Origin of the sequence: Microbacterium sp. ProA8, from assembly GCF_039905635.1 — a bacterium.
Taxonomy (GTDB): Bacteria; Actinomycetota; Actinomycetes; order Actinomycetales; family Microbacteriaceae; genus Microbacterium; species Microbacterium chionoecetis.
Window position 1 is genome coordinate 479,057 of record NZ_CP157000.1, and the last position, 21,325, is coordinate 500,381.

Here is a 21,325-nt window from a genome sequence, read left to right on the forward strand (position 1 = left end):
ATCACCGTGTGCGGGGGCGCCCGCGCTTCGATGAGCGACAGAGGCGAGCAGCCTCGCGGACGTCCAAGCGCAGGAGCAGCTGGCCGAATGCCGCACGGGCTGTCATCGGCCGGATGAGGCGGCATCCCCTCCCGCGCGCCGGTAGCGCAGCGTGACGATCTCGAACGGCCGGAGCTCGAGCGTCACGGATGCCGCGTCCCACTGTTCGCCCGCCGGTCGTTCCAGCAGATCGGTGCGCTGGCAGCTCGCCGCGTCGAACAGCGCCGACACCGAGACGGAGCCGCGGCCGCCCGCCGACTCATAGAGCCGCAGGATGACATCGCCGGACTCGTCGTCGGCCAGCTTGACCGTCTCGGCGACGACGGTCTCGCTGCGGATCGCGAACAGCGGGGCTGCCGGGTGGTCGCCGGTCACGTGCCGCAGAGGCCGGTTGAGTCGGTATCCCTCGGCAACGGCATCCCGGATGCCGGCATTCGGCCGCAGCGAGACGCGGAGCGTGTGCATGCCCTGGTCGGCCACCGGGTCGGGATAGCGGGGTGCACGGATGAGCGACATGCCGAGCGTGGTCGAGCGTCCGCCCCCGGCGCGCGCCGTCCGGCGGGCGTCGTGACCGTAGGTGGAGTCGTTGGTCACCGCCACTCCGTAGCCCGGCTCGCCGACGTGCACCCACCGGTGTGCGCAGAACTCGAAGCGGGCCGCCTCCCACGACGTGTTCTCGTGCGTGACGCGGTGCACGTGGCCGAACTGGGTCTCGGCCGCTGTGACGTCGGCGTGAACGTCGATGTCGGCGAACAGCTTCAGCAGCTTCTGGCTCTCGTGCCAGTCGATGACCAGCTCGATGTCCAGCGCGGGCGACCCGGGTGCGAGGCCGAGCCGCTGCGTGACACTCGACGATCCGAAGGAGCGGGTGACGACGACCGTCACCGCACCGTCGTCACCGCTGATCACATCCAGCGCGTCGGGGGTGCCGACATCCAGTGGAGTGGCGTTGCGTCGATAGTGGTCGTCGATGTCCCAGGCATCCCACTCGTTCGGTGTGTCCCGGTGCAGCACCAGCCGGTTCGCCGCACCACCAGGCGCTACCGCCTCGCGACCCGAGGCCGCGTCGACGAGCGAGACGACGAGGCCGCGCGCGTCGATGACAGCTTTCAGCACGCCGTTGTCGACCACCACACCGCCGTCCTGCCGGCGCTCCCACGTCGCCGGGGCTGCGGTCTCGTGGGGCGTGCCGACGGCGAAGGCCTCGACCCCGTCGCGCGCCATGGGCATCGGATTGGCGAGAAGCGCCGTCGATCCGCCGCCGACCAGTGCCGCCAGGCTCCGGTCGACGAGGGCCGTCAGCTCGTCACGGACCCGTGCGTGGTCGCGCTCGGCCTCGCGGTGCACCCAGGCGATCGAGCTGCCGGGGAGGATGTCGTGGAACTGCAGCAGCAGCACGGTCTCCCACGCGCGCCGCAGCTCGTCGTAGGGATACGGCTGTCCGGTGCGGATCGCGGCCGTCGCCGACCAGAGCTCCGCTTCGTGCAGCAACTGCTCGCTCCGCCGGTTGCCCTGCTTGGTGCGCAGCTGCGAGGTGTAGGTGCCGCGATGCAGCTCCAGGTACATCTCGCCCGCCCACACCGGCGCATCGGGATACTCGGCCTCGGCATCCGTGAAGAAGCGGCTGGGCGTGCCGATCTCGACGCGGGGGAGTCCCTCCAGGTTGCGCGACCTGTCGGCCGCGGCCAGCATCTCGCGGGTCGGACCGCCGCCCCCGTCGCCGAATCCGAACGGCACCAGCGACATCGTCGCGGCACCGGCATCCTGGAAGTTCCGCTCGGTGTGCAGCAGCTCGGCCGGGCTCAGCTCGGAGCTGTACGTGTCGGCCGGCGGCAGGTGCGTGAACACCCGCGTGCCGTCGATCCCCTCCCACCAGAACGTGTGGTGCGGGAGCCGGTTGACCTGACTCCATGAGAGCTTCTGCGTCAGGAACCAGCGGCTGCCGGTGCCGCGCACGATCTGCGGCAGTGCTGCGGAGTAGCCGAACGAGTCGGGAAGCCAGACCTCCTCGGTCTCGATCCCGAATCGCTCGCGGAAGAACCGCTTGCCGTGGAGGAACTGGCGGATCATCGACTCGCCGCCGGGCATGTTCGTGTCGGACTCGACCCACATGCCCCCGACGGGCACGAACCTGCCGGCACGCACCTGCTCGCGCACCCGCTCGAACAGGTCGGGGTAGTGCTGCTCGAGCCATGCGTACTGCTGCGCGGACGAGGCGGCGAAGACGAATTCCGGATGCCGCTGCATGAGGTCCAGCGCGTTGGCGAAGGTCCGCGCGACCTTGCGGACGGTCTCGCGCGTCGGCCACAGCCATGCCGAGTCGATGTGGGCGTGGCCGACCGCGACGAGGCGATGGCTGGAGGCGTGGGCTGGGGAGGCGAGCAGCGGTGCGATGACCTCGCGTGCGCGCGTCGCGGTGCCTGCGATGTCGTCGGGGTCGAGCGTGTCGAGCATCCGCTCCAGTCCGCGCACGATGAGGTGGTGCCGGGGCGAGTCCTGCGGCACTTCGCGCAGCAGACCGCGGAGGACGTGGATGTCCTGCAGCAGTTCCCAGACGGTCTCGTCCCGTTGCGCGAAGCCGATGGCGCCGAGGCTGTACAGCGCGTCCTCGCCCGAGGTCAGCTTGTCGCCCAGGTCTGTCGTCGCGAACGTCCACTCGCCGGCGACGTCGGGGTTGGCGGCGGCCTCGATGTAGAACGTCACCTCATCCGCGGCGTCGGCATCGGCATCGGTGTCTGTGTCGGCGTCCAGCGGCAGGTGGTGACTGCGGGGCGAGACCGCTTTGAGGATGCTGCCGTCCGGGCGATACGCCAGTCCCTCGACCTGGAAGCCCGGGCGATCGGCCGTGAAGCCGAGGTCGCAGACGATCTCGGTGTGCCGCCTGCTCCACCCCTCGGGCAGCCGGCCCGAGAGCCGGAACCAGGTGGAGCTCCAGGCGCGTCCCCACGTCCAGCCCGCCGGGGTCGGCTCGTAGTCACGATCGACGGCCTCCGAGAACGGGACGGGCTCGTCGGGGACCGACCAGTGCTCCACTCGCAGCGGGCGGAAGTCCGGGTGCACCGCGGGCTCGAGCCGCTCGCGGATGAACCTTCGCAGACGTGCCTCCACATGCGAACGGTCGTCGTGCACCTTTGCTCCTCACCGCAGGGGCGGCCGCTTCCGCGCCGGGTCGCCCGCCGACGAGAGTACCTCCACCACTCTGGACCGGTTGCGCGCCGGTCGGCCAGCCTTCCGAAGGATACGTATCGCCGCACTCAGCCGAAGGGCTCACCGTCGGGTGCCCGACGGTGAGATCATCGGTGGATGGTCCCAGACCCAGGGATGTCGCTGACCCGGCCCGCAGATCGGCAGTGGCGTGCTCCGAGCACCGGGTTCCGTCGCTGGGAGAAGTCGGCGGAGCTGGGCCGCGGTGACGATGTCTGGCGTTGGGCGGTCCGCGAGTTGCTGCAGTGGGGGATCAAGACCCGCAGCGGCTTCACGGTGACGCCGGGCGAGCGGGTCGCCGCGGGAGACCGGCCCATCATCATGGCGCACCCGTTCGGCCTCTCGGTCCGGGAGCCCGTCGAGGTCGTGGAGGTCGTGGAGACCAGCGACCGCGTCGGATTCGCGTATCGGACGCTGCCCGGCCACCCCATCAGCGGCGAGGAGGCGTTCATCGTCCACCGCGAGGGTGACGCGGTGGTCCTGACGGTCCGCTCGCTCACCCGCGCCGGTTCGCAGCGGGGGTGGCGGGCCGCCTACCCTGCGCTGCTGGTGGCGCAGCAAGTGGCGCGACGGCGCTACTTCCGCGCGCTGCGCCTGCGCGCACCGCGCTGATCACGGCTACGCGTCCGGGCTCACCGCCACCGGGACGGTGAGCGCCCCGGTGGCGTGGTCGGGGACGAGAGCGATGCCCCCGCTGCTGTTGGCCGACGCGGCCAGCCTCTCGATCCACTCCCGGTTCAGCTCGGGGGTCTCCGGAGCGTCGAACACGAACCGCATCGGAATGGCCGCGTGCAACCAGATGGTCGACCGGCCTTCGGGATCGTCGGCGGTGTGCTGCCATGACAGCGTGAAGCTCTCGTGGCGACGGAGCTTCGTCGCGATGATCACCGTCAGGTGAGCGAGCGCCCGATCCTCGATCTTGATCGGTTCGCCGATGTTTCCGTAGAACATCACACCCACGCGCAGCCTCCCGTCCGGATGCGGGATCCCACGCGGACCGCGGCATCCCGCCCAACTCGCCGCCATGCTATCGAGTCGGCTCCGGGGGGATGGATCGACGCGCCCGCGCCCGATCTGCGGGCGAGGAGGGGCTTCGGCTACTCGCTCTCCGTCGCGCTGGCATAGTGCGGAAGGCCGACGGGCTTCGACTCACCCGAGCCCCGCTGGCGCAGGAAGATCGAGAGCGCGATCATCGCGCCGACCGCCAGGAACTCGGACTGCCAGTTCTGCAGCGTGCGGTTCCAGAAGTCGGGTGTACCGAGGTATTCCACCCACGGAATGGCAGGCTGCCCGTGCTCGGCGTTCTCGGAGTTCATGACGACGTTGCCCGCCAGCGACTGCGCCAGCCACGACAGGACGAACACCGTACCCATCACGAGCAGCAGCGAGTTCGAGAAGAGCGTCTGACGGATGCCGCGGGCCCGGGCCCAGGAGGGCGAATCCGGTCGTGCGTGCTCGCCGACCATCTGATCCTCGTCGGTGCCGGGTCCCTCGTCGCCGGGCTTCTTCGACTCGGGTGAGCCGCGTTGCACGAACCAGATCGTCGCGGCGATGAAAAGGAAGAACTGCAGGAACTCCGACTGCCAGTTCTCCGCGACGTCGACGACGAACTCCGATGACGTCAAGAAGGAGCCGAATGCCTCGGCCGGCATGCCGTGCTGCTCCAGCCGCTCGTTGTTCTCCAGCCAGCCCGCCACCGACTGACCGACGAGCGCCAGCAGGAACAGCCCGCCGAACAGGAGGCTGAGCGCGTTGTCGCGAAGCTGTCTCATGGCTACTGTCCCATCAGGGGAATGGTGATCATGTAGGCGAGGCCCACGCCCAGGAGCGTGATCCACGACCAGAACACCACGGCTTCGCCGCGGCGCGGGCCTGCCTCCTCGGGGGTGAAATCGGGCACAGCGTCCTCCCTTCTTCGACCGACATGTTCCCCTCGAGCGCCCGGTCACGGGAGGGGATTGACACCGGTGTCATTCGCGTCGGCGAGCTTCACGCGCGCTCCCTGATCGAGTCCAGGAGCCCCTCTCGCGCCCGCTCCAGGAAGGAACTCTGGTCCTTCGAGACGGGGTGGAGGAAGAGCTCGTCGGCGCCGGCGGCGACCAGCGCGCCGAGGCGTTCGGCGACATCGCGCTCATCGGCGGAGATGAGGATGCCGCGCTCGAGCGCTGCGGTGTCGTCGGGGTCGGCGAGCCGGTCGAAGTCCTCCGGCTGCATGAGCTCCCACATCAGAGCGGGGTCGACGGTCGCCTGGCGCCATTGGTCGCCTGCCGTCCGCAGGGCTTCGGAGTGGGAGTCGGCGAGGCTCACGTGCACCTGGACGGCGCACGGACCCGTGCCGCCGGCATCCCGGTACGCCGACAGGATGCGCCCGACCGACTCGACGTCGTGACCGACCGTCACGACGCCGTCGGCCCACGAGGCGGCCCACTCCGCCGTCTCGGCCGATGCGGCGGCGGCTCGCAGTGGCGCCGGATGCTGCGGCCTGCTCCAGACCCGGGCGTCATGCACCTGGAACGCCCCGTCGTGCGTCACGCGTTCGCCTGCGATGAGTCGGCGCATGACGTCGGCGGCCTGCACCAGACGCTCCTGCCGCTCGGGCTTCTCGGGCCAGGCATCGCCGGTGACGTGCTCGTTGAGGGCCTCGCCCGAGCCGAGGGCGCACCAGAAGCGCCCCTCGAACATCTCGGCGAGCGTCGCCAGCGCCTGGGCGGCGATCACCGGGTGATACCGCTGCCCGGGGGCCGACACCATGCCCATCGGGAACGACGTCGTGGCGAGGGCCGCGCCCAGCCAGCTCCAGGCGAAACCCGACTCTCCCTGCGCCAGCCCCCACGGGGCGAGGTGATCTGAGCACATCGCCCCGTCGAACCCCGCCCGCTCCGCCTCCTGGACGGCGGCGAGCAGGCGCGAGGGCGGGAGTTGCTCGTGGGACGCGTGATATCCGAGAAAGACCATGCCCTCCAGCGTGCCGGGCGGGGGAGGACTCGCCCACGCCATTGCACCCCATCGGCACGCGTGCTAACGCCCCGTCACCTCAGTCCTCCGGCCCCTTCCCGGCGTCGAACCGGGTCTCGTAGCGGTGCGCCGCCTCCGAGAGCAGCCGGTCGTCGAGCCGCGCGAGCGGCACCACGTCGCGCAGCAGCGGCTCGCAGTCGGGCCCTCGGCCGACCTCGCGTCCCAGGAGCACCCACGGATAGCGCTCGGGGTTCTTCTCCTGCAGGTCGCGATACTGACACACCTGCCGGGCGAGCCAGTCCTCGAACGGACGCGACCACCACGTCTCGGCATGCAGGGGATTGACCGACAGGCCGGGCAGGGCGAGGCCGCTCTCCGTATCGACGCTGGTGTCCTGGTCGTTCTCGGGACCCTCGCTGTAACGCACATAGGCGCGACCGCTGTCCTGAACGACTCTCGCGAGCTCCTCCAGCGTCGATACGGTGCCGATGCGCATCTCGGTGGTGCTCAGCAGGGGGGCGCTCATGGGTTCAGTGTGCGCAGGCGGCCCCGAGCGGTCATGCCCCTTGACTCGGGTGCCGACAGTCCTCTCGCAGCCCGCCCGGTCGCGGAGAGACCGCGCTTTCCAGAGGGGACGCCGTCACAGCTCGTGGTGGGGGTGGGTCTCCTCGGTGTGCTCCGGCGGCTCGGGCACGATGTGCAGACCCGTGACCGCGTTGGCGGTGTAGATGAGCGCCTCGACCCAGGCGCGGTTGATCGGCGGCTGCCGGCTGCCGTAGAACTTGTAGACGAGTGAGGCATGCGAGTGCACCCAGACCGTCGTGCGCCCGTTGCCGACGCCGGGGTCGTCCTTCCAGCTGAACGAGAAGGACTCGCCGCGACGGAGCTTCGCGCTGATGACCACCATGAGGTGAGCCAGGACGCGGTCGTCGAAGTCGACCTTGATCGCGCCCTCGTAGATGAACTTGCCCATGAGACCTCCGGATGCCGGGATCAGAGCGACGAGCCGGGGTGCGAGTCTCCTGCCGACCTCCATGCGCTCGAGGCCAGAATGCACCCGATCGGTGCTTCTTCGCGCCCCCTCGCGCTGATCGCTGGGCAGGCGGCCCCCCCGCGGGTAACGTGGGGAAAGGAGAATGATGAGCAGCAACTTCGCCGCCGCGCTGGCGCACCTCGAGCAATCCGGCGGTCGACCGGAGGAATTCAGCAGCCCGTTCGTCGAGCTCCTGCCGATCACCGGGGCTGCCGTGTCGACTCTCGGTGACGTCTTCGGAAGCGAGACGCTGTCGGCGACCGATGGCCGGGCCGCGCGGCTCGATGAGCTGCAGTTCGACCTCGGTGAGGGCCCGTGCTGGGACGCACTGCGCAGCGCGCGTCCGGTGGCGGAGCCATCCCTCCGCGTCGCGGGTCGCCGGCGATGGCCGGCCTTCGTCGGCGCTCTCGAAGGCGAGGAGGTCAGCTCGCTGTTCGCGTTCCCCCTGGTCGTCGGCGCGCTGCGCATCGGCGCGGTCGACCTGTACTCGCGCGAGCCCACCGCTCTCAACCCCGACCACGAGCACCAGGCCTCGGCACTGGCCTACGTGATCAGCCGGCACGTACTGCGGCTGGCGCTCGAAGAGCACGCCCGTGAAGAGAACCTGCAGCAGCCGCTCTCGCGGCGCGTCGTGCATCAGGCCACGGGCGTCGTCCTCGCCCAGCTCGAGCTGTCACCCGAGGACGCCCAGCTCGTCATCCAGGGGCAGGCCTTCGCGACGGGCAGGACGATGACGGATGTCGCGGAGGACGTCGTGGCGGGAAGGCTCCGGTTCACCCGGCAGAACGACAGGATCGAGGTCGAGTCATGACGAAGACCTCGCGCGACAGCCGCCTCCTCCAGACCTTCGCCATGCTGGCGGACACCATGGTGGACGACTACGACGTGGTCGACCTGCTCCAGTCGCTCGTGGACGCGTGCCACGACGTGCTGGGGATCTCGGCCGCCGGCATCCTCCTCGCCGACGACGAAGGCGAGCTGCAGGTCGTCGCCTCGACCAGTGAGGCGAGCCGCCTCGTCGAGCTGATGCAGCTCGGTGCGCAGGCGGGCCCCTGCATCGAGTGCTACCGCCGGGGCGCCTTCGTGTCTGTGGCGTCGATCGCCTCCGTTCCCGAGGAGTGGGGCGCCTTCCGCGACAGCGCGACCGCCCACGGATTCGGCGCGACGGATGCGGTGCCCCTTCGCCTCCGCGACACCACGATCGGAGCGCTCAACCTTCTGCGCGAGAAGGAGGGGCCGCCCGACGAGTTCGACGTGACCGCAGCGCGGGCCTTCGCAGATGTCGCGACGATCGGCATCCTGCACGAGCGCACGCTGCGGGAGTCGGAGCTGCTGGCGCGGCAGCTGCAGCAGGCGCTGCAGTCGCGGGTCACCATCGAGCAGGCGAAGGGCGTGGTCGCCTTCACGAACGGCGTTCCCATCGACGATGCCTTCCAGATCATCCGCGCATACGCACGCCGCCACCAGCTGCCGTTGAGCGCCGTCGCAGCTCGGCTCGTCAATCGCGAGCTGCGCATCGACGAGCCGGCCACCGACCATTTCCCGGGCTGACAGCTCAAAACCCGGAGCGTATACTGGCCGCGCGCGCCCCAGACCCTGGCGTTCTCTAGGAAGGCCGGGTGCACTGATGAAATTGCTGACGAACGGGACGGGCGCGTATCTGACCGGCGACCGGATCGCCGATGCCGTGGTGCGCCTCGGGGTCGCGCTGTCGAACGAACAGCGGGTCGACGTGGTGGAGATCCCCTACCGGGCGACGCACGGGGGCGTCGAGCAGGCGCTCCTGACGATCGGCTGGCAGACGCACGTGAACGCCGAGACCCGATCGGATGTCACCGACGAGCTCGTCGATCACGGCGCCGTCCAGGCCCTCGTCGCACGGGCGCACCGCATCGTGCCGAACGGCGACACGCCGATGTCACGCGACGAGGTCGGTCACACGCAGGGATACGACGGCATCACTCAGGGCTACGACGGCATCTTCTGACGCCGCCGCGTCACTCCGAGATCTCGGCGACGGTCTCGCCTGTCTCTGCCGGGGCGAGAGCGAGCGCGATGTCGGCCTGGCTGATGATCCCGACGAGATCGTGGCCGTCGATGACGGGCAGCCGGCGGACCTGGTGCCGCTTCATCGTCTCGAGGGCCTCCTGGATGTCGTCGTCCGCGCCGATCGTGACGGGCTTGCCCTCGCCGAGCGAGCCCGCGGTGGTGCTCGAGGGGTCGCCGCCCTCCGCGATGCATTTCACGACGATGTCGCGATCGGTGAGCATGCCCTTCAGCCGCTTGTCGTCACCGCAGATCGGCAGTGCACCGACGTCCAACGACGCCATCAGGCGCGCGGCGTCCACGAGGGTCTCGTTCTCTCCCACGCACCGGGCGTCGGGGGTCATGATGTCCCTGGCAACAGTCATGTCCTTCTCCTTTCACTGATTCAGCGACAGTAGGCGCGCGCCGGATCCGCTGCGGAGGGGCTTGACAGGAACTTGCCGTGCGGTTCGGATCGATGCCCACGGCGATGACGCAATGCCGGAGCCTGCCCGACGGCGGATCTCAGAGCAGGATGACGACGTCGGTGATCAGCCAGGTGCCGTCGACGAGGACGAGGGTGTACACCCAGTACTCGTCGACGAGGAAGGGCGGATCCACCGGCACACCGTTCGCATCCGTGAGCGAGTCGTACGTCTCGTGCGACTTGATCTCGAAGGTCTCGGACGAGCGACGCTCGATGTCGGTCGGCGTGAAGGCGAAGTCGGCGACGGCAGCGCTGTAGGACCGGGATGCCGGTCCGAACGCCGCACACCCGCTCGCGTCCATCGCGCTGCGGAACGAGGGGGTGGTGGTCGCCAGGTAGGCGTCGCAGTCGCCCTCCAACCAGGCGTCGTTGTACGCGCGCATGGCCTCGATCGCCGCGCGTTCATTCGTGTTCGCCGGTTCGTCCTCGGACGCCGCCCCGTTCTCCCCTTCGGCGATCCTCCACTCTCCGTCCGCCTCGACGAGGTGATAGCGGTACGGCGCGCCGGTCTCGTACGGCGGATCGATCGGCTCGCCGAATTCGTCGACGTCGAGCGTGCACACCTCGACGACGTCGACGATGATCTCGCCGACGTGCGCGTCGACGAGGGTGCGGAACCGCATGTCTTCGGGGTGCACGTCCATCGGGCAGTACGCGTTCTGATCGCTGATGTGCTGCTGGAAGCTGGGGCAGTCCGGCCATGCCATGGACTCGCGGAAGCCCGCTGTCGTCGACGCCTCCAGTGCGGCGCAGTCGCCCGCGGAGTAAGCGGCCCGCCAGTCGGCCATGGTCTCGGCGACCGCCTGGTCCTCGGCGGCCGTCAGCTGCCCCTCGGTGCGACCGCCGGTGACATCGTGCACACTCTCGAGCTTCCAGGTGCCATCCGCGCGGACGAGGTGATACCGATAGTCGACTTCGACGGACACCGGGGTGGCCACCGACTCACCGTTCTCGTCGATGTAGCTTCGAGCCTCCATGTGAGCGAGAGCGGCGATCGTGCCACGGCCGGTGCCGGCCGCCGAGATCGGCGTCACCTCGAGCGATTCCAGCACCTGCGCGCGGCCGCTGGCCGACTGGACGAAGACGTCGCAGTCCGGCAGGCCGATGCCTGCGCGGAACTCGGTCGTCGTCACCGCGACGAACAGGTCGCAATCCTCCTCGGCGAAGGCCGTCTCGTAGGCGGCGACGACCGCCATCGCGTCGGCCTGATTGCCGCCCGTGGAGGACGGCGAAGGCGACGGCTCCGCTACCGCATGCACCCGCGCCGCCGCGGTCGAGCCGGCGGCTGCGGCGGGGAAAGACGTGACCGCCACGGTGCCGAGGACAGCCGCGAGCAGCGCCGGTGCGATCCATCGGCGACGCCGTCGATGCCCCTCGGGCGCAGATGGCCGTCGACGTGCCGCCGTGTGTGCGCCGACACCGTCGGCCGCCCGTCCGACGGGGCCGACGCCACTGTCAGACGAGCCCCCAGAGCTCCCCATGGCCGGAGCATAGTCCCTCGCAGCCGAGGAGGGCATCCCTCGCGCTTCAATCGATGCAGAGGCCCGGGATCACGGGGCCCGGCGGGGAGCACAGCGCGCTGGGCGCGGCGGCTACTCCATGCCGTCGATGAGCCAGTCGTCGCCGTCGGCGACGACGGTGTACACCCAGTCGATGGAGTCCTCGGTCGGCTCGTCGAGCGGCGCGCCGTCCTCACCGACGAGCGCCGTGAACGTCTCGGTGGTCGTCACGACGATCGCGTCGCCGTCCTGGCGCACATCGGTGACGTCCACCTCATAGTCCTCGACGGCGTCCGTGAACGTCTCCGCCTCGGTCTCGAACGCCGAGCAGTCCGTCAGGCCCGATTGCGTGCGGAAGCTCTCGGTGGTCGATGCGACGTAGGCCTTGCAGTCCGCGTCCTGCCACGCCTCGTCGTACAGCTCGACGGCGGCGACGGCCGCCCGCTGATCGGGGTCGGTGGCCGTGCCCCCGCCGAGCGGTGCGGCGGCGCCCAGGCCGGCGATCAGCCGCGGAACAAGCGTGGCGGCCAGGATGATGATGGCGAGCACCACGACGCCGAGCACGACCCACACGATCCAGAGTCTCGACTTCGCCGGCCCCGGAGGAACTGCGGGTGCCGTGGCGGGGCCCTGTCCGGCCATCGCGCCCGGCTCGGCGACGTGCTCGGTCCAACGGGTGCCGTCCCACCACCGCATGGCGCCGTGGCCGTCGTCGTACCAGCCCGGCGGAGTCGTCGTCATGCGAGAACCATAGACCCGCGGCATCCATCGTGCACTCATCGGCCTTCCCGCGATCGGCGGGCCATCGTGCCGCGTGGCCCGGCTTACTGGGTGGAACGCGCGTTGCCGCTGTCGCAGCCCGGCTCCTACATTCGCACCAACCCGAGGGTCGATCCGGGATCCCGCTCCCCAGGGCGGGGCCGGAGGCCGTCATCGGCCGAGCGCGGCCACCGCGCTTCGACTCCCCGAGGACCACCTCGAATGATCGAAGGAGATCACATGAGATCGCTACTACGCTCCGGGGTCGCGCTCGTCGCAGCTGCGGCGCTCGGCGCAGGGATCGTCCTCGCCGGGACGGCGGCCGGGGCCGACAAGGACAACGGCAAGGGCCTCGGCGGCCAGCCGGCAACCGCCAGTCAGATCTACCTCGACGAGATCAAGGACTACGGCGTCTGCCGCGGCACCGATCCTGAGTGCTACCACGAGTGGGGCAACGGCTGGACGGAGGGCGAGCAGAAGCGCATCTTCGTGTGGAGCCGCACCGCGGGTCCGCGTCACGCTCACCTCGGCACGGCGCTCGGTCCCGGGCTCAACCCGCCGCTGAACGACAACAACGTCGCCCAGAAGGCGATGATCGCGTGGGCGGCGGAACGAGGGATCGCGGTGGACTACACCGAGGACCTTGGGAGCTTCAGCCGACTGAACAACTACCAGGCGGTCGTGTTCCTCGGCTCGAACCGCGACACACTCGACGACACCGCGCAGACCACTCTGATGCAGTACGTCCGCGGCGGGGGTGGATTCGTGGGAATCCACAACGCCTTCGGCGCCGAATATCACTGGCCGTACTACGAGGGACTGCTGGGCGGGGCGAACTTCTACAACCACGGGCCGAACCGCGACGGCACGGTCGAGACGATCAACAACCGCGACGTGTCGACGTCCTTCCTGCCGGAGACCTGGGCGTTCAAGGACGAGTGGTACAACCTGATCCCGTACCCGAGCTTCGTCAACGTCCTGCTCGAGGTGGACCAGGCCACCAGCGAGGCGACCCCCGCGGGCCACGGGGAATCGCACCCGGTGAGCTGGTGCCAGTACTACGACGGCGGCCGGTCGTGGCTCACCACCCTCGGCCACGATGTGGCGGCGTGGACCGACGCGCCTCTCGCCGGCGACGAGTTCTTCAAGGAGCACGTGATGGAGGGCATCGAGAGCGCCATGGGCGTCAAGCAGTTCTGCACCGTCTGATCCACGGGGACGGGAGTCCACCGTCCGCGGGCCGGGGGCCCGGGCACGTCGTCACGACGGGTCCGGGTCCCCGCCTTTTCGGCCGGATGGCACGCCTGCGAGCGGTGCTGTCCCACTGGGTGGAACCATCGGTTCCGTCCCGCCGCGCATGCTTGCCGCGCCTTCCGTGCCGACGGATACTGCACACATGCGATCCGCTCTCACAGGCGAGCCGGTGTCGGTGCTCGACCGGATCCTCGCCATCCTCGACACCGTCCGCGAGTCGCACGGCTCGACCACGATCACGCAGCTCGCGCTGGCCACCGGCATCCCGAAGTCGACCGTCTCACGGCTCGTCGGCGACCTCGTCCGGCGGCGCTATCTCATGCGCACCGACGACGGCGTCACGATCGGCCTGCGCCTCTTCGAGCTCGGCTCTCGCGCCAGCACGCCTCGCCGGCTCACGGCCGCAGCGCTCCCGGTGCTCGCCGAGCTGTACAACGCGACCGGCGAGCATCTCAACGTCGCGGTCCAGGAGGGGCGTGACATGCTCTCGGTGATCTCCGTCCGCGGGCGACTGCGGCCGGTGCCGTCGCGCGCGGGAGTTCGCGTCCCGTCCGCGACCACCGCCCTGGGCAAGGCGGTGCTCGCGTTCACCGTCGACGAGCGCGTGCTCTGCAGCGTCATCACCGGCCTGGATTCGAGCCGACGGCATGCCCTCGAGAAAGAGCTCGACGCCGTGCGCACGGAGTCCGTCGCGATCGACCGCTGCGAGACCTTCCCGGGCGTCGTCGGCGTTGCGAGCCCCGTCCTCTCGCCGGAGCGCCTGCCCTTGGCGGCCATCTCGGTCGCCGGTCCCGTGGCGGACATGGATCCGAAGCGGATCGCGCCCCTCGTGCGCCACGCCGCCCTCGCCCTCACCCATCGACTGGCGCTGCAGGTGGCGTGAGGCATGTCGCCCGGAGTCATGCCCACCGCCGCCGGTGACGCCGTCGGCGTCCTCGATCGCATGACGTGCATCCTCGAAGCGTTCGACGGCGACGACCGGGGCATGGGCATCTCCGAGCTCGCACTGCGCGCGGGCCTTCCGAAGTCGACCGTCTCGCGGCTGGTCGCGACTCTCGTGCGTCAGCGGTATCTCGAGCGCGACGGAAAGCTGATCCACCTGGGTCTGCGGCTCTTCGAGCTCGGGCAGCTGGCCGAGCAGCCCCGTGAGCTCAGGATCGCCGCGCTCCCGGTCATGGCCGACCTCCGCAACCAGACCGGCGAGAACGTGCATCTGGCGATCCGCGACGGCGGCGAGGTGGTGTGCATCGCGGTCATGCGCGGCCGGTCGGCAGGGCCGTCGACCGTTCGCACCGGTGGGAGACTGCCCCTGCATGCCACGGCGCTCGGCAAGGCGGTGCTCGCCCATGACTCGCCGTCGGGCATCGACGACGTCCTCTCGGCGCCGCTGGCGCCGTGGACGCCGCAGACCATCACCGATCCGGCGGCGCTGCGGCGTCAGCTCACCGGCATCCGAGGCGGTGGACTCGCCGTCGAAGCGGGGGAGTTCGCGACCGGCGTCTCGTGCACCGCGATCGCGGTGTTCGCGCCCGAGGGTCGGCTGGCCGGCGCCGTATCGGTGTCGGGGTACCAGGAGGATCTCGACGCGGACCGTGTGGCACAGGCGCTGCGGGCGGCTGCGCTGACGCTCGCACGTCGCCTCGGGGCGCTCAGAGGCCCGTCGGACTGACGCCGGACGTCGGGCGCGTCAGCCGGCGCGGCGATCGGTCATCGTGGCGACGACCATGTCGCCGATGAGGCGACGGTGGGAGACCTGCAGTCCAGGGTCGAGCATGTCCCGGTCGAAGATGGCGGCGAAGGTGTGGCGGTTGGCCACATGGAAGCAGGCATACGCGCTGATCATCATGTGGACGTCGACCGCGTCGACGTCGTCGCGGAACATCCCGGCGCGGACGCCCCGCTCGATCACCTCCTCGAGGAGTGTGATGGCGGTGGCGTTCTCGCGCAGGATCGTCTCGGACTGACGCAGATGCTCGGCGCGGTGGATGTTCTCGATGCTGACGAGCTGGATGAACGCCTCATGCGTCGTGTGGTGCGCGTAGGTCGCCTCGGCGATGGTGCGGAGCGCCTCATCGGGCGTCAGCTCGCCGATATGGATGCCGCGCTCGACCTGACGGATCTGCGCGTACACCCGCTCCAGCACCGCGAGGTAGAGGCCTTCCTTCGAGCCGAAGTAGTAGTAGATCATGCGCTTCGTCGTGCGCGTGCGAGCAGCGATCTCGTCGACCCGCGCACCGGCGTAGCCGTTCGCGGCGAACTCGGCGGTGGCGACCTTCAGGATGTCGCCCTGCGTGCGGACGGCACGCTCGGTGGCAGCGCCCTCGCGCGCCTCGCTGCGCTGATCGCTCATCGACCGCCCTTCCCTGTCACCGAGCGCTCCTCGTCGCTGATGAGTTCACGGAAGTGCCGCTGCATTCTGTCACGATCAGGCCGGATGCCCGTGATGATCTGGAGACTAGCGCATGCCTGGCCGACCGCCATGAGCCCGCCGTCCAGCACCGGATGCCCTCGCCGGGCGGCCTGCCGGATGAGCTGGGTCTCGAGCGGACGGTAGACGACGTCCGAGACCCACGCCTCCTGCGGGAGCAGGTCGAGATCGAAAGCGACCCCCGGGTGATGGAGCATCCCCATCGGCGTCGCGTGGACGATGCCGGTCGCGGCGGCGATCGCGGCGGCGAGCTCTTCGGGCGACAGCGTGGCGATGGTCTGCCCCGGAAAATGCGTGCGCATGCGCGCGGCGAGTTCCGCGGCGCGCAGCGGCTCGGAGTCGAAGAGGTCGAGCCGCCGTGTCCCCTGCGTCAGCAGCGCGTACGCGGTCGCGGCACCGGCACCGCCGCATCCGATCTGGACGACCCGCTCGAAGGACGCCTCCGGCAGCCCTGCCGCGAGGGCGTCGCGGTAGCCCATCCAATCCGTGTTGTAGCCGCGCAGGCGTCCGGCGTCGAACACCACGAGGTTCACCGCGCGCAGGTGCGCGGCATCCGTGTCCAGCTCGTCGACGAGGTCGAGAACGAGCTGCTTGCACGGATGCGTGATGTTCATCGCCGCGAAGCCCGCGGTCTGGGCGTCGGCGAGGATGGCGCCGACGTCCGCAGCGGGACGGCCGAGCTCGATGAGATCGAAGATGCGGTACTCGTAGTCCAGCCCGAGCGCGCGGGCCTCGGCTTCGTGCATCGCCGGTGTGAGCGACGCGGTGATCCCCTCGCCGACCAGGCCGACGAGGTAGCGGTCGCGCGGCCGTGGGGAAGTCGATTCGACGGCGACGTCCCGGGTCACGCCGCCACTCCCTCGAGGGCTCGGCGGTGCTGGTACTGCGCCGCGAGCCGCACCGGGGCGTTGAGCGCGCCGTAGCCGGCGTACTCGCCACGCCGCTCGACGACCTCGAGGAAGACGGTGCCGATCGGATGCGTGTAGAAGTGCAGGAATTCTCCGGACTCGTCCCGGTCGTACATCACGTTCAGCTGTCGGAGCTCATCCAGGAGCTCGGGCTCGATCTGGTAGCGCGCCTCGATGTCGTCGTAGTAGTTCGACGGGATGTCGAGTGGCCGGAAACCACGATCGCGGGCCGCGCGAGCCAGCCGCAGAACGTCGGTCGTCGCGAAGGCGATGTGCTGCGGGAGGATCGCGTCGTCACGGGCGCCGGACGGCACCAGGTTGAGGGCGATCCTCACGACGCCGTCGGCGCTGCTCAGCACCTGGCTGCGCACCAGACCAACGGGGGCCGCCACCTCGATCGACGCCTCGGCGTGCAGATCCAGCACCGAATGGAAGAACAGCACCGCGGCATCGAAGTGCTGCCAGGGCTGAGCGAGGTTGAGGTGGTCGACGCGTTCGATCATGCCCGCGTCCTCGTCGTGGGGTGTGCCGAACTCGCTCACCCACCTCGGCTCCGCTCCCTGTCCGGCCCCGAAGAACACCTCCGAGCCGTCAGGAGCGCTCACGCCGACGAGCCGCTCGTCGCCCTCGTGCTCGGCCCGCGGCACTTCGGGAGCGAACAGGCCCGTCGCCCGGCGGAGGGCGAGCGGGGGGTCGTCGACCGACAGGCCGATGCCGGCGACGGTCGGCTGGGGGTGCTCCGAGTCCGGAGCGCCCAGCACGACCCGCGCGGCGCCGTGGGACCACAGCTCGACGCTCTTGGTGCGGTGCGGCCCGTGCGCGCGGAAGCCGAGCTGCGCCAGCAGTCGTCGCAGCTCCGGGACCTCGCTGGTGCGCAGCTCCACGTAGTTCACATCGGTGGGCGGCGCGACCTGGGGCAGGAGCGCGGTCGACATGCGGGCGGCGCGGCCGCCGGCGCGTGCGCCCAAGGCTGCGGCCGTCTCATGCTCGAGCCACCGGAGCGAGCGTCGCGCGTCGATCGCGGTGGCGAGCGGGTCGGCCTGGCGGAAGGTGTCGTTGAAGATCTCCAGCGAGACCGGACCGTCGTATCCCGTGCGCACCAGGTGCGCCATGAAGGTGCCGAGGTCGAAGCCGCCCTCGCCGGGGAAGAGGCGGTGGTGCCGGCTCCACGAGAGCACGTCCAGCGAGAGCAGCGGGGCATCCGCCATCTGGACGAAGAAGATCCGGTCGGCGGCGATGGTCTCGATCGCCTCGGGGTTGTGGCCCTTCGAGAGGATGTGGAAGCTGTCGAGGCAGAGCCCGATGCGGGGGTGATCGGCCAACCGGACGATGCGCGCCGCCGCTTCATAGCTGTCGACGAACCGGCCCCAGGCGAGCGCCTCGTAGGCGACCCGCACGCCGAACTGCTCGGCGACGCCGCCGAGCTGCCGCAGCTGAGCCGCGGCGAGCTGCTCGTCGCCGCTGCGCGCGGTGGCGACGTTGCTGCACAGCAGCATGGTCTCGATGCCCAGGCGATTCATGAGGGCGAATTTCGCCGCGGCGCGGCGGAGGTTCTGCTCGAGCAGCTCCGGCCCGACCCCCTCGAAGTCGCGGAACGGCTGGTACAGATCGAGCGTCAGGCCGAGGTCGGCGGCGCGATCGCGGATGGCTTCCGGTGAGCGGGGCGACGCGACGAGGTCGGGCTCGAAGATCTCGACTCCCTCGAACCCGGCCGCGCTGGCGGCGACGAGTTTCTCGTCGAGCGTTCCGCTCAGGCAGACCGTGGCGATCGACGTGCGCATGGCACCTCCCTGCGGCCACCGGCGCTGGTGTCCGCATGATTCTGTCTAGAGCATTGCATGGTTGTGTACTAACTAGTACGTTCGAAAGCCAAGGGCGATCGACGACGATTCAACCTGCTGGGAGAGGACACTCGATGATGAGTCTCGCCGAATGGAACACGACTCCCTCCGGAGGGCGCGCGCCGGTCTCGGTGCTCGACCGCATCTTCGCGATCCTGGATGCCGTGAAGGAGTCCGACGGATCGATCACGATCACCGACATCGCCGCCCGGACCGCCCTGCCCAAGTCCACCGTCTCGCGGCTCGTCACCGAGCTGGCCGGGCAGCGGTACCTGGAGCGCACCGAGGAGGGGGTCGCACTCGGACTGCGCCTCTTCGAGCTCGGTGCGCGCGCCAGCCTGCCCCGCCGGCTCGTCGCGGCCGCCGCCCCCGTCCTGCGGAATCTCCGCGACGTCACCGGCGAACGTGTCGGGCTCTGGGTGCAGCAGGGCACCGACATGGTGTCGATCGCCGCTGTCGCCGGGCGCCTGCCCATGCTGCCGACCCGCGCCGGGATGCGGTCCCCGGCCCTGACGACCGCCAGTGGCAAGGCCTACCTGGCGTTCTGCGCCGACCCCGCCGTGGTCGACAGGATCAGCGCACCGCTCGTCGCCGACGATGCCGAGCACTTCCGGGAAGAACTCGCCCACGTGCGCGATGCGGCGGTGGCCCTCGACATCGAGGCGTCGTACCCGGGCATCCTCGCGGTCGCGAGCCCCGTGCTCTCCGGCGACCGCGTCGTGATCGGAGCGATCTCCGTCGCCGGTCCGAGCGGCGCGATGGATCCGGAGCGGGCCTCGCCGCTGGTGCGCGCCGCCGGCAGCACGGTCACCCGTCGACTGGCGGCGGCGTAGCGGCCATGCGCACCGCGAACTGGACCGATTCGGTCAGCGTGCTGGACCGCGTGACCGCGGTCTTCGACGCCTTCGGCGATGACGACCACGGGCTCGGCGTCTCGGAGCTGGCCCGGCGGGCGAATCTCCCCAAATCGACGGTGTCTCGGATCGCCGCCGACCTCGTGGCCCAGCGATTCCTCGACCGGGACGGCGAGCTGCTCCACCTCGGCGTCCGTCTCTTCGAACTCGGACAGACCGTGCCGCAGCCGCGCATGCTCCGCCAGCTCGCGCTCCCGGTGATGAGGGAGCTGCAGGACGTCACGGCGCAGACCGTGCAGCTGGCGGTGCTCGACGGATCGGACATCGTCCTCATCGCCATGCTGCGGCAGCCGTCCACGGAATCCTCGTCCACGGGGCCTTCTCCCGCGCCGTCGCGCGCCCGGATCGGCGGACGCGAGCCTGCGCATGCGACGGCGCTCGGAAAGTGCATCCTCGCGTTCTCGCCCCCGGAGGTGGTCGCGCGCCTCGCGGCAGGAGGGTGGGAGCGACGGACGCCGCACACGATCGTCGAGCAGACCGCGCTGGTGCGCGAACTCGCGGACGTGCGTCGCAGCGGTGTGGCGACCGAGCACGAGGAGTGCGCGCTGGGCACCGTCGCGGTCGCGAGCCCGATCCTCGTCCCGGGCGAGGCGCCGACCGCGGCGATCTGCGTGGCCGGCCCCGTCGCCGCGCTGCAGCCTGACCGTGTCGCCGCCGCCGTACGGGCCGCGGCCGTCACGCTGAGCCGCCGGCTGACGGCGGAGCGCGAGCACTGACGGCCCAGCGCGACCCCCGCCGCAGGCACAGGGCAAGCGAGGTTCCACAGGGCAAGCGAAGGGGGTGGGTGCGCGTGCGCACCCACCCCCTCCTTATGCGTGTGGTCAGCCCGCCATCTCGCGGATGGCCTCGTAGGCCTCCAGGCTCTCGCCGGTGAAGTACTCGCTGAAGAAGTCCTCCGACTTGGTGATGAAGGCATCCATGTCGATGTCCTCCGTCTCGATGACCGTCATCGCGTCGTTGGCACGGTACTCGTCGAGGATCTCCTCGGTCGCCTCGTCGACGCAGTCGGCGTTCTCGGGGCGGATCTCGTGGATGGTCTCCTCGAGCAGCGCGGTCTGCTCTTCGCTCATCTTCTCGTACGTCTTGTCGCTGACGAGGATCCAGTGGATGCCGACATTGTGGTTGTTCAGCACCGCGGTGTTGAGGATCTCGTCGTAGCTGGACGACCGCGTCGCGACGATCGGGTTCTCCTGGCCGACGGCGATGCCCTGCTGCAGCGCCGAGTAGACCTCCTCCACCGCGACCGAGACCGGGTTGGTGACGCCCAGCGCCTCGGCGTTGGCGAGGAACTGCGGCGAGTTCGGGAACCGGATCGGCACGCCGTCGAGATCTTCAGGGCTCGTCACCTCGACGTCCTTCGTGGTGAAGGTGCGGGAGCCGAAGAACCAGCCGTCGACGATGTTGACGCCGGTCGACTCGTGGAACGACGCGAACAGGTCTTCCGAGCCTTCGTCGATCCACTGGAACGCGTGGTCGACGTCGTCGAAGGCGTAGGTCGCGTCGACGACGCCGATCGGCTCGAACGTCGAGCTCAGCGCCGACGCACCCTGCAGGTCGATGTCGATGTCTCCGGCCTGGACCAGCGGGAAGCGGTCGGCGTCGGGGCCGAGCTGGCTCGCGGGGTACAGGTCGACCGTGAAGCCGATGTCGGCCTCCTCGAGCCGTTCCTTGAGCAGTTCGACGCCGCAGTAGTAGTTCGGCGTCTCCTCGTTCTGGCTGGTCGCGACGGTGAGCGTGACGGGTTCGTTCTCCGCCGCGGACTCGGTGTCCGTGCCCTCGGGCGTGCCGCCGCCGGCGCAGCCGGCGGCGACGAGAGCGGTTGCTGCGAGCGCTGACGCGGCGAACATGCCGCGGCGCTTCGAGCGGGCTGTGCTCATGGGACTCTCCTCTGGTGTGCGCACGTCGTCGTGCGGGTTCTGACGTGTCATTCGATAGCCGGTGCGTGATGTGCCGTCGACGCGGCTCGCGCTGCGAACTCC

General features: G+C 70.0%; 23 protein-coding genes. 9 read left to right on the top strand and 14 right to left on the bottom strand.

The genetic code is table 11. From position 1 onward, the window contains the following. Positions 1–102: 102 nt before the first annotated feature. On the bottom strand, positions 103–3,168 hold the full coding sequence (locus ABG085_RS02155) for a glycoside hydrolase family 38 C-terminal domain-containing protein (RefSeq protein WP_347977805.1): 3,066 nt from the start codon (positions 3,166–3,168) through the stop codon (positions 103–105). 174 nt (positions 3,169–3,342) lie between these two features. On the opposite strand from ABG085_RS02155, the gene ABG085_RS02160 reads away from it, so the two are divergent. After that, a complete protein-coding gene (locus ABG085_RS02160) occupies positions 3,343–3,855 on the top strand; it encodes a DUF1990 family protein (RefSeq protein WP_347977806.1) in 513 nt (170 codons plus the stop codon). 6 nt (positions 3,856–3,861) lie between these two features. Here the strand turns inward: ABG085_RS02160 and ABG085_RS02165 are convergent, their stop codons facing one another. The 6 genes from ABG085_RS02165 to ABG085_RS02190 all read right to left on the bottom strand — a co-directional run bounded on the left by ABG085_RS02165 (position 3,862) and on the right by ABG085_RS02190 (position 7,171). Further along, positions 3,862–4,203, bottom strand: coding sequence for a hypothetical protein (locus ABG085_RS02165; protein WP_347977807.1), 342 nt, complete (start codon positions 4,201–4,203; stop codon positions 3,862–3,864). 137 nt (positions 4,204–4,340) lie between these two features. Further along, complete coding sequence (locus ABG085_RS02170; protein WP_347977808.1) at positions 4,341–5,015, bottom strand: DUF6766 family protein; 675 nt, start codon at positions 5,013–5,015, stop codon at positions 4,341–4,343. Between the two features lie 2 nt (positions 5,016–5,017). After that, the gene (locus ABG085_RS02175) at positions 5,018–5,143 is read right to left on the bottom strand and encodes a hypothetical protein (protein ID WP_347977809.1); all 126 of its coding nucleotides are present in this window, start codon (positions 5,141–5,143) and stop codon (positions 5,018–5,020) included. A gap of 89 nt (positions 5,144–5,232) precedes the next feature. Further along, positions 5,233–6,198, bottom strand: a complete 966-nt coding sequence (locus ABG085_RS02180; protein WP_347977810.1) for a TIGR03885 family FMN-dependent LLM class oxidoreductase — start codon at positions 6,196–6,198, stop codon at positions 5,233–5,235. A gap of 79 nt (positions 6,199–6,277) precedes the next feature. Next, entirely contained in the window at positions 6,278–6,724 is a 447-nt protein-coding gene (locus ABG085_RS02185) for a DUF6098 family protein (RefSeq protein ID WP_347977811.1), read from the bottom strand. 114 nt (positions 6,725–6,838) lie between these two features. Beyond that, positions 6,839–7,171 (bottom strand): ATP-dependent DNA ligase, encoded by a 333-nt coding sequence (locus tag ABG085_RS02190; RefSeq protein WP_347979262.1) that lies wholly within the window; start codon positions 7,169–7,171, stop codon positions 6,839–6,841. 166 nt (positions 7,172–7,337) lie between these two features. Here ABG085_RS02190 and ABG085_RS02195 point away from each other — a divergent pair, with 166 nt between their 5' ends. The 3 genes from ABG085_RS02195 to ABG085_RS02205 all read left to right on the top strand — a co-directional run bounded on the left by ABG085_RS02195 (position 7,338) and on the right by ABG085_RS02205 (position 9,218). Beyond that, positions 7,338–8,042: a GAF and ANTAR domain-containing protein gene (locus ABG085_RS02195; RefSeq protein ID WP_347977812.1), complete on the top strand. Its 705-nt coding sequence runs from the start codon at positions 7,338–7,340 to the stop codon at positions 8,040–8,042. Then, positions 8,039–8,782, top strand: a complete 744-nt coding sequence (locus ABG085_RS02200) for a GAF and ANTAR domain-containing protein (RefSeq protein ID WP_347977813.1) — start codon at positions 8,039–8,041, stop codon at positions 8,780–8,782. The genes ABG085_RS02195 and ABG085_RS02200 overlap by 4 nt, the downstream gene beginning before the upstream one ends. Positions 8,783–8,858: 76 nt before the next feature. After that, entirely contained in the window at positions 8,859–9,218 is a 360-nt protein-coding gene (locus ABG085_RS02205) for a hypothetical protein (RefSeq protein WP_347977814.1), read from the top strand. Between the two features lie 10 nt (positions 9,219–9,228). On the opposite strand, the gene ABG085_RS02210 is transcribed toward ABG085_RS02205, so the two are convergent. From ABG085_RS02210 to ABG085_RS02220, 3 genes are all read right to left on the bottom strand, one after another. Next, positions 9,229–9,642 (bottom strand): CBS domain-containing protein, encoded by a 414-nt coding sequence (locus ABG085_RS02210; protein WP_347977815.1) that lies wholly within the window; start codon positions 9,640–9,642, stop codon positions 9,229–9,231. Between the two features lie 139 nt (positions 9,643–9,781). Next, the gene (locus ABG085_RS02215) at positions 9,782–11,056 is read right to left on the bottom strand and encodes a hypothetical protein (protein WP_347977816.1); all 1,275 of its coding nucleotides are present in this window, start codon (positions 11,054–11,056) and stop codon (positions 9,782–9,784) included. Positions 11,057–11,335: 279 nt separating this feature from the next. After that, on the bottom strand, positions 11,336–11,983 hold the full coding sequence (locus ABG085_RS02220; RefSeq protein ID WP_347977817.1) for a DUF2510 domain-containing protein: 648 nt from the start codon (positions 11,981–11,983) through the stop codon (positions 11,336–11,338). Positions 11,984–12,241: 258 nt separating this feature from the next. Here ABG085_RS02220 and ABG085_RS02225 point away from each other — a divergent pair, with 258 nt between their 5' ends. The 3 genes from ABG085_RS02225 to ABG085_RS02235 all read left to right on the top strand — a co-directional run bounded on the left by ABG085_RS02225 (position 12,242) and on the right by ABG085_RS02235 (position 14,924). After that, on the top strand, positions 12,242–13,210 hold the full coding sequence (locus tag ABG085_RS02225; protein ID WP_347977818.1) for a ThuA domain-containing protein: 969 nt from the start codon (positions 12,242–12,244) through the stop codon (positions 13,208–13,210). A gap of 187 nt (positions 13,211–13,397) precedes the next feature. Beyond that, positions 13,398–14,138: an IclR family transcriptional regulator gene (locus ABG085_RS02230; RefSeq protein WP_347977819.1), complete on the top strand. Its 741-nt coding sequence runs from the start codon at positions 13,398–13,400 to the stop codon at positions 14,136–14,138. 18 nt (positions 14,139–14,156) lie between these two features. Beyond that, entirely contained in the window at positions 14,157–14,924 is a 768-nt protein-coding gene (locus tag ABG085_RS02235) for an IclR family transcriptional regulator (RefSeq protein ID WP_347977820.1), read from the top strand. Between the two features lie 18 nt (positions 14,925–14,942). On the opposite strand, the gene ABG085_RS02240 is transcribed toward ABG085_RS02235, so the two are convergent. Genes ABG085_RS02240 through ABG085_RS02250 form a run of 3 tightly spaced genes read right to left on the bottom strand, consistent with a single transcriptional unit; the run spans position 14,943 to position 18,372 of the window. Further along, positions 14,943–15,605: a TetR/AcrR family transcriptional regulator gene (locus tag ABG085_RS02240; RefSeq protein WP_347977821.1), complete on the bottom strand. Its 663-nt coding sequence runs from the start codon at positions 15,603–15,605 to the stop codon at positions 14,943–14,945. Further along, a complete protein-coding gene (locus ABG085_RS02245) occupies positions 15,602–16,531 on the bottom strand; it encodes a shikimate dehydrogenase (protein ID WP_347977822.1) in 930 nt (309 codons plus the stop codon). The genes ABG085_RS02240 and ABG085_RS02245 overlap by 4 nt, the downstream gene beginning before the upstream one ends. Beyond that, on the bottom strand, positions 16,528–18,372 hold the full coding sequence (locus tag ABG085_RS02250; protein ID WP_347977823.1) for a TIM barrel protein: 1,845 nt from the start codon (positions 18,370–18,372) through the stop codon (positions 16,528–16,530). Before ABG085_RS02250 ends, ABG085_RS02245 begins: the two co-directional genes overlap by 4 nt. A gap of 137 nt (positions 18,373–18,509) precedes the next feature. On the opposite strand from ABG085_RS02250, the gene ABG085_RS02255 reads away from it, so the two are divergent. Together ABG085_RS02255 and ABG085_RS02260 are read left to right on the top strand one after the other, a co-directional pair. Next, positions 18,510–19,265, top strand: a complete 756-nt coding sequence (locus ABG085_RS02255; RefSeq protein WP_347977824.1) for an IclR family transcriptional regulator — start codon at positions 18,510–18,512, stop codon at positions 19,263–19,265. Positions 19,266–19,270: 5 nt separating this feature from the next. Beyond that, entirely contained in the window at positions 19,271–20,062 is a 792-nt protein-coding gene (locus tag ABG085_RS02260) for an IclR family transcriptional regulator (protein WP_347977825.1), read from the top strand. A 105-nt stretch (positions 20,063–20,167) separates the two neighbouring features. Here the strand turns inward: ABG085_RS02260 and dctP are convergent, their stop codons facing one another. After that, a complete protein-coding gene (dctP, locus tag ABG085_RS02265; RefSeq protein ID WP_347977826.1) occupies positions 20,168–21,223 on the bottom strand; it encodes a TRAP transporter substrate-binding protein DctP in 1,056 nt (351 codons plus the stop codon). Between the last annotated feature and the right edge of the window lie 102 nt (positions 21,224–21,325).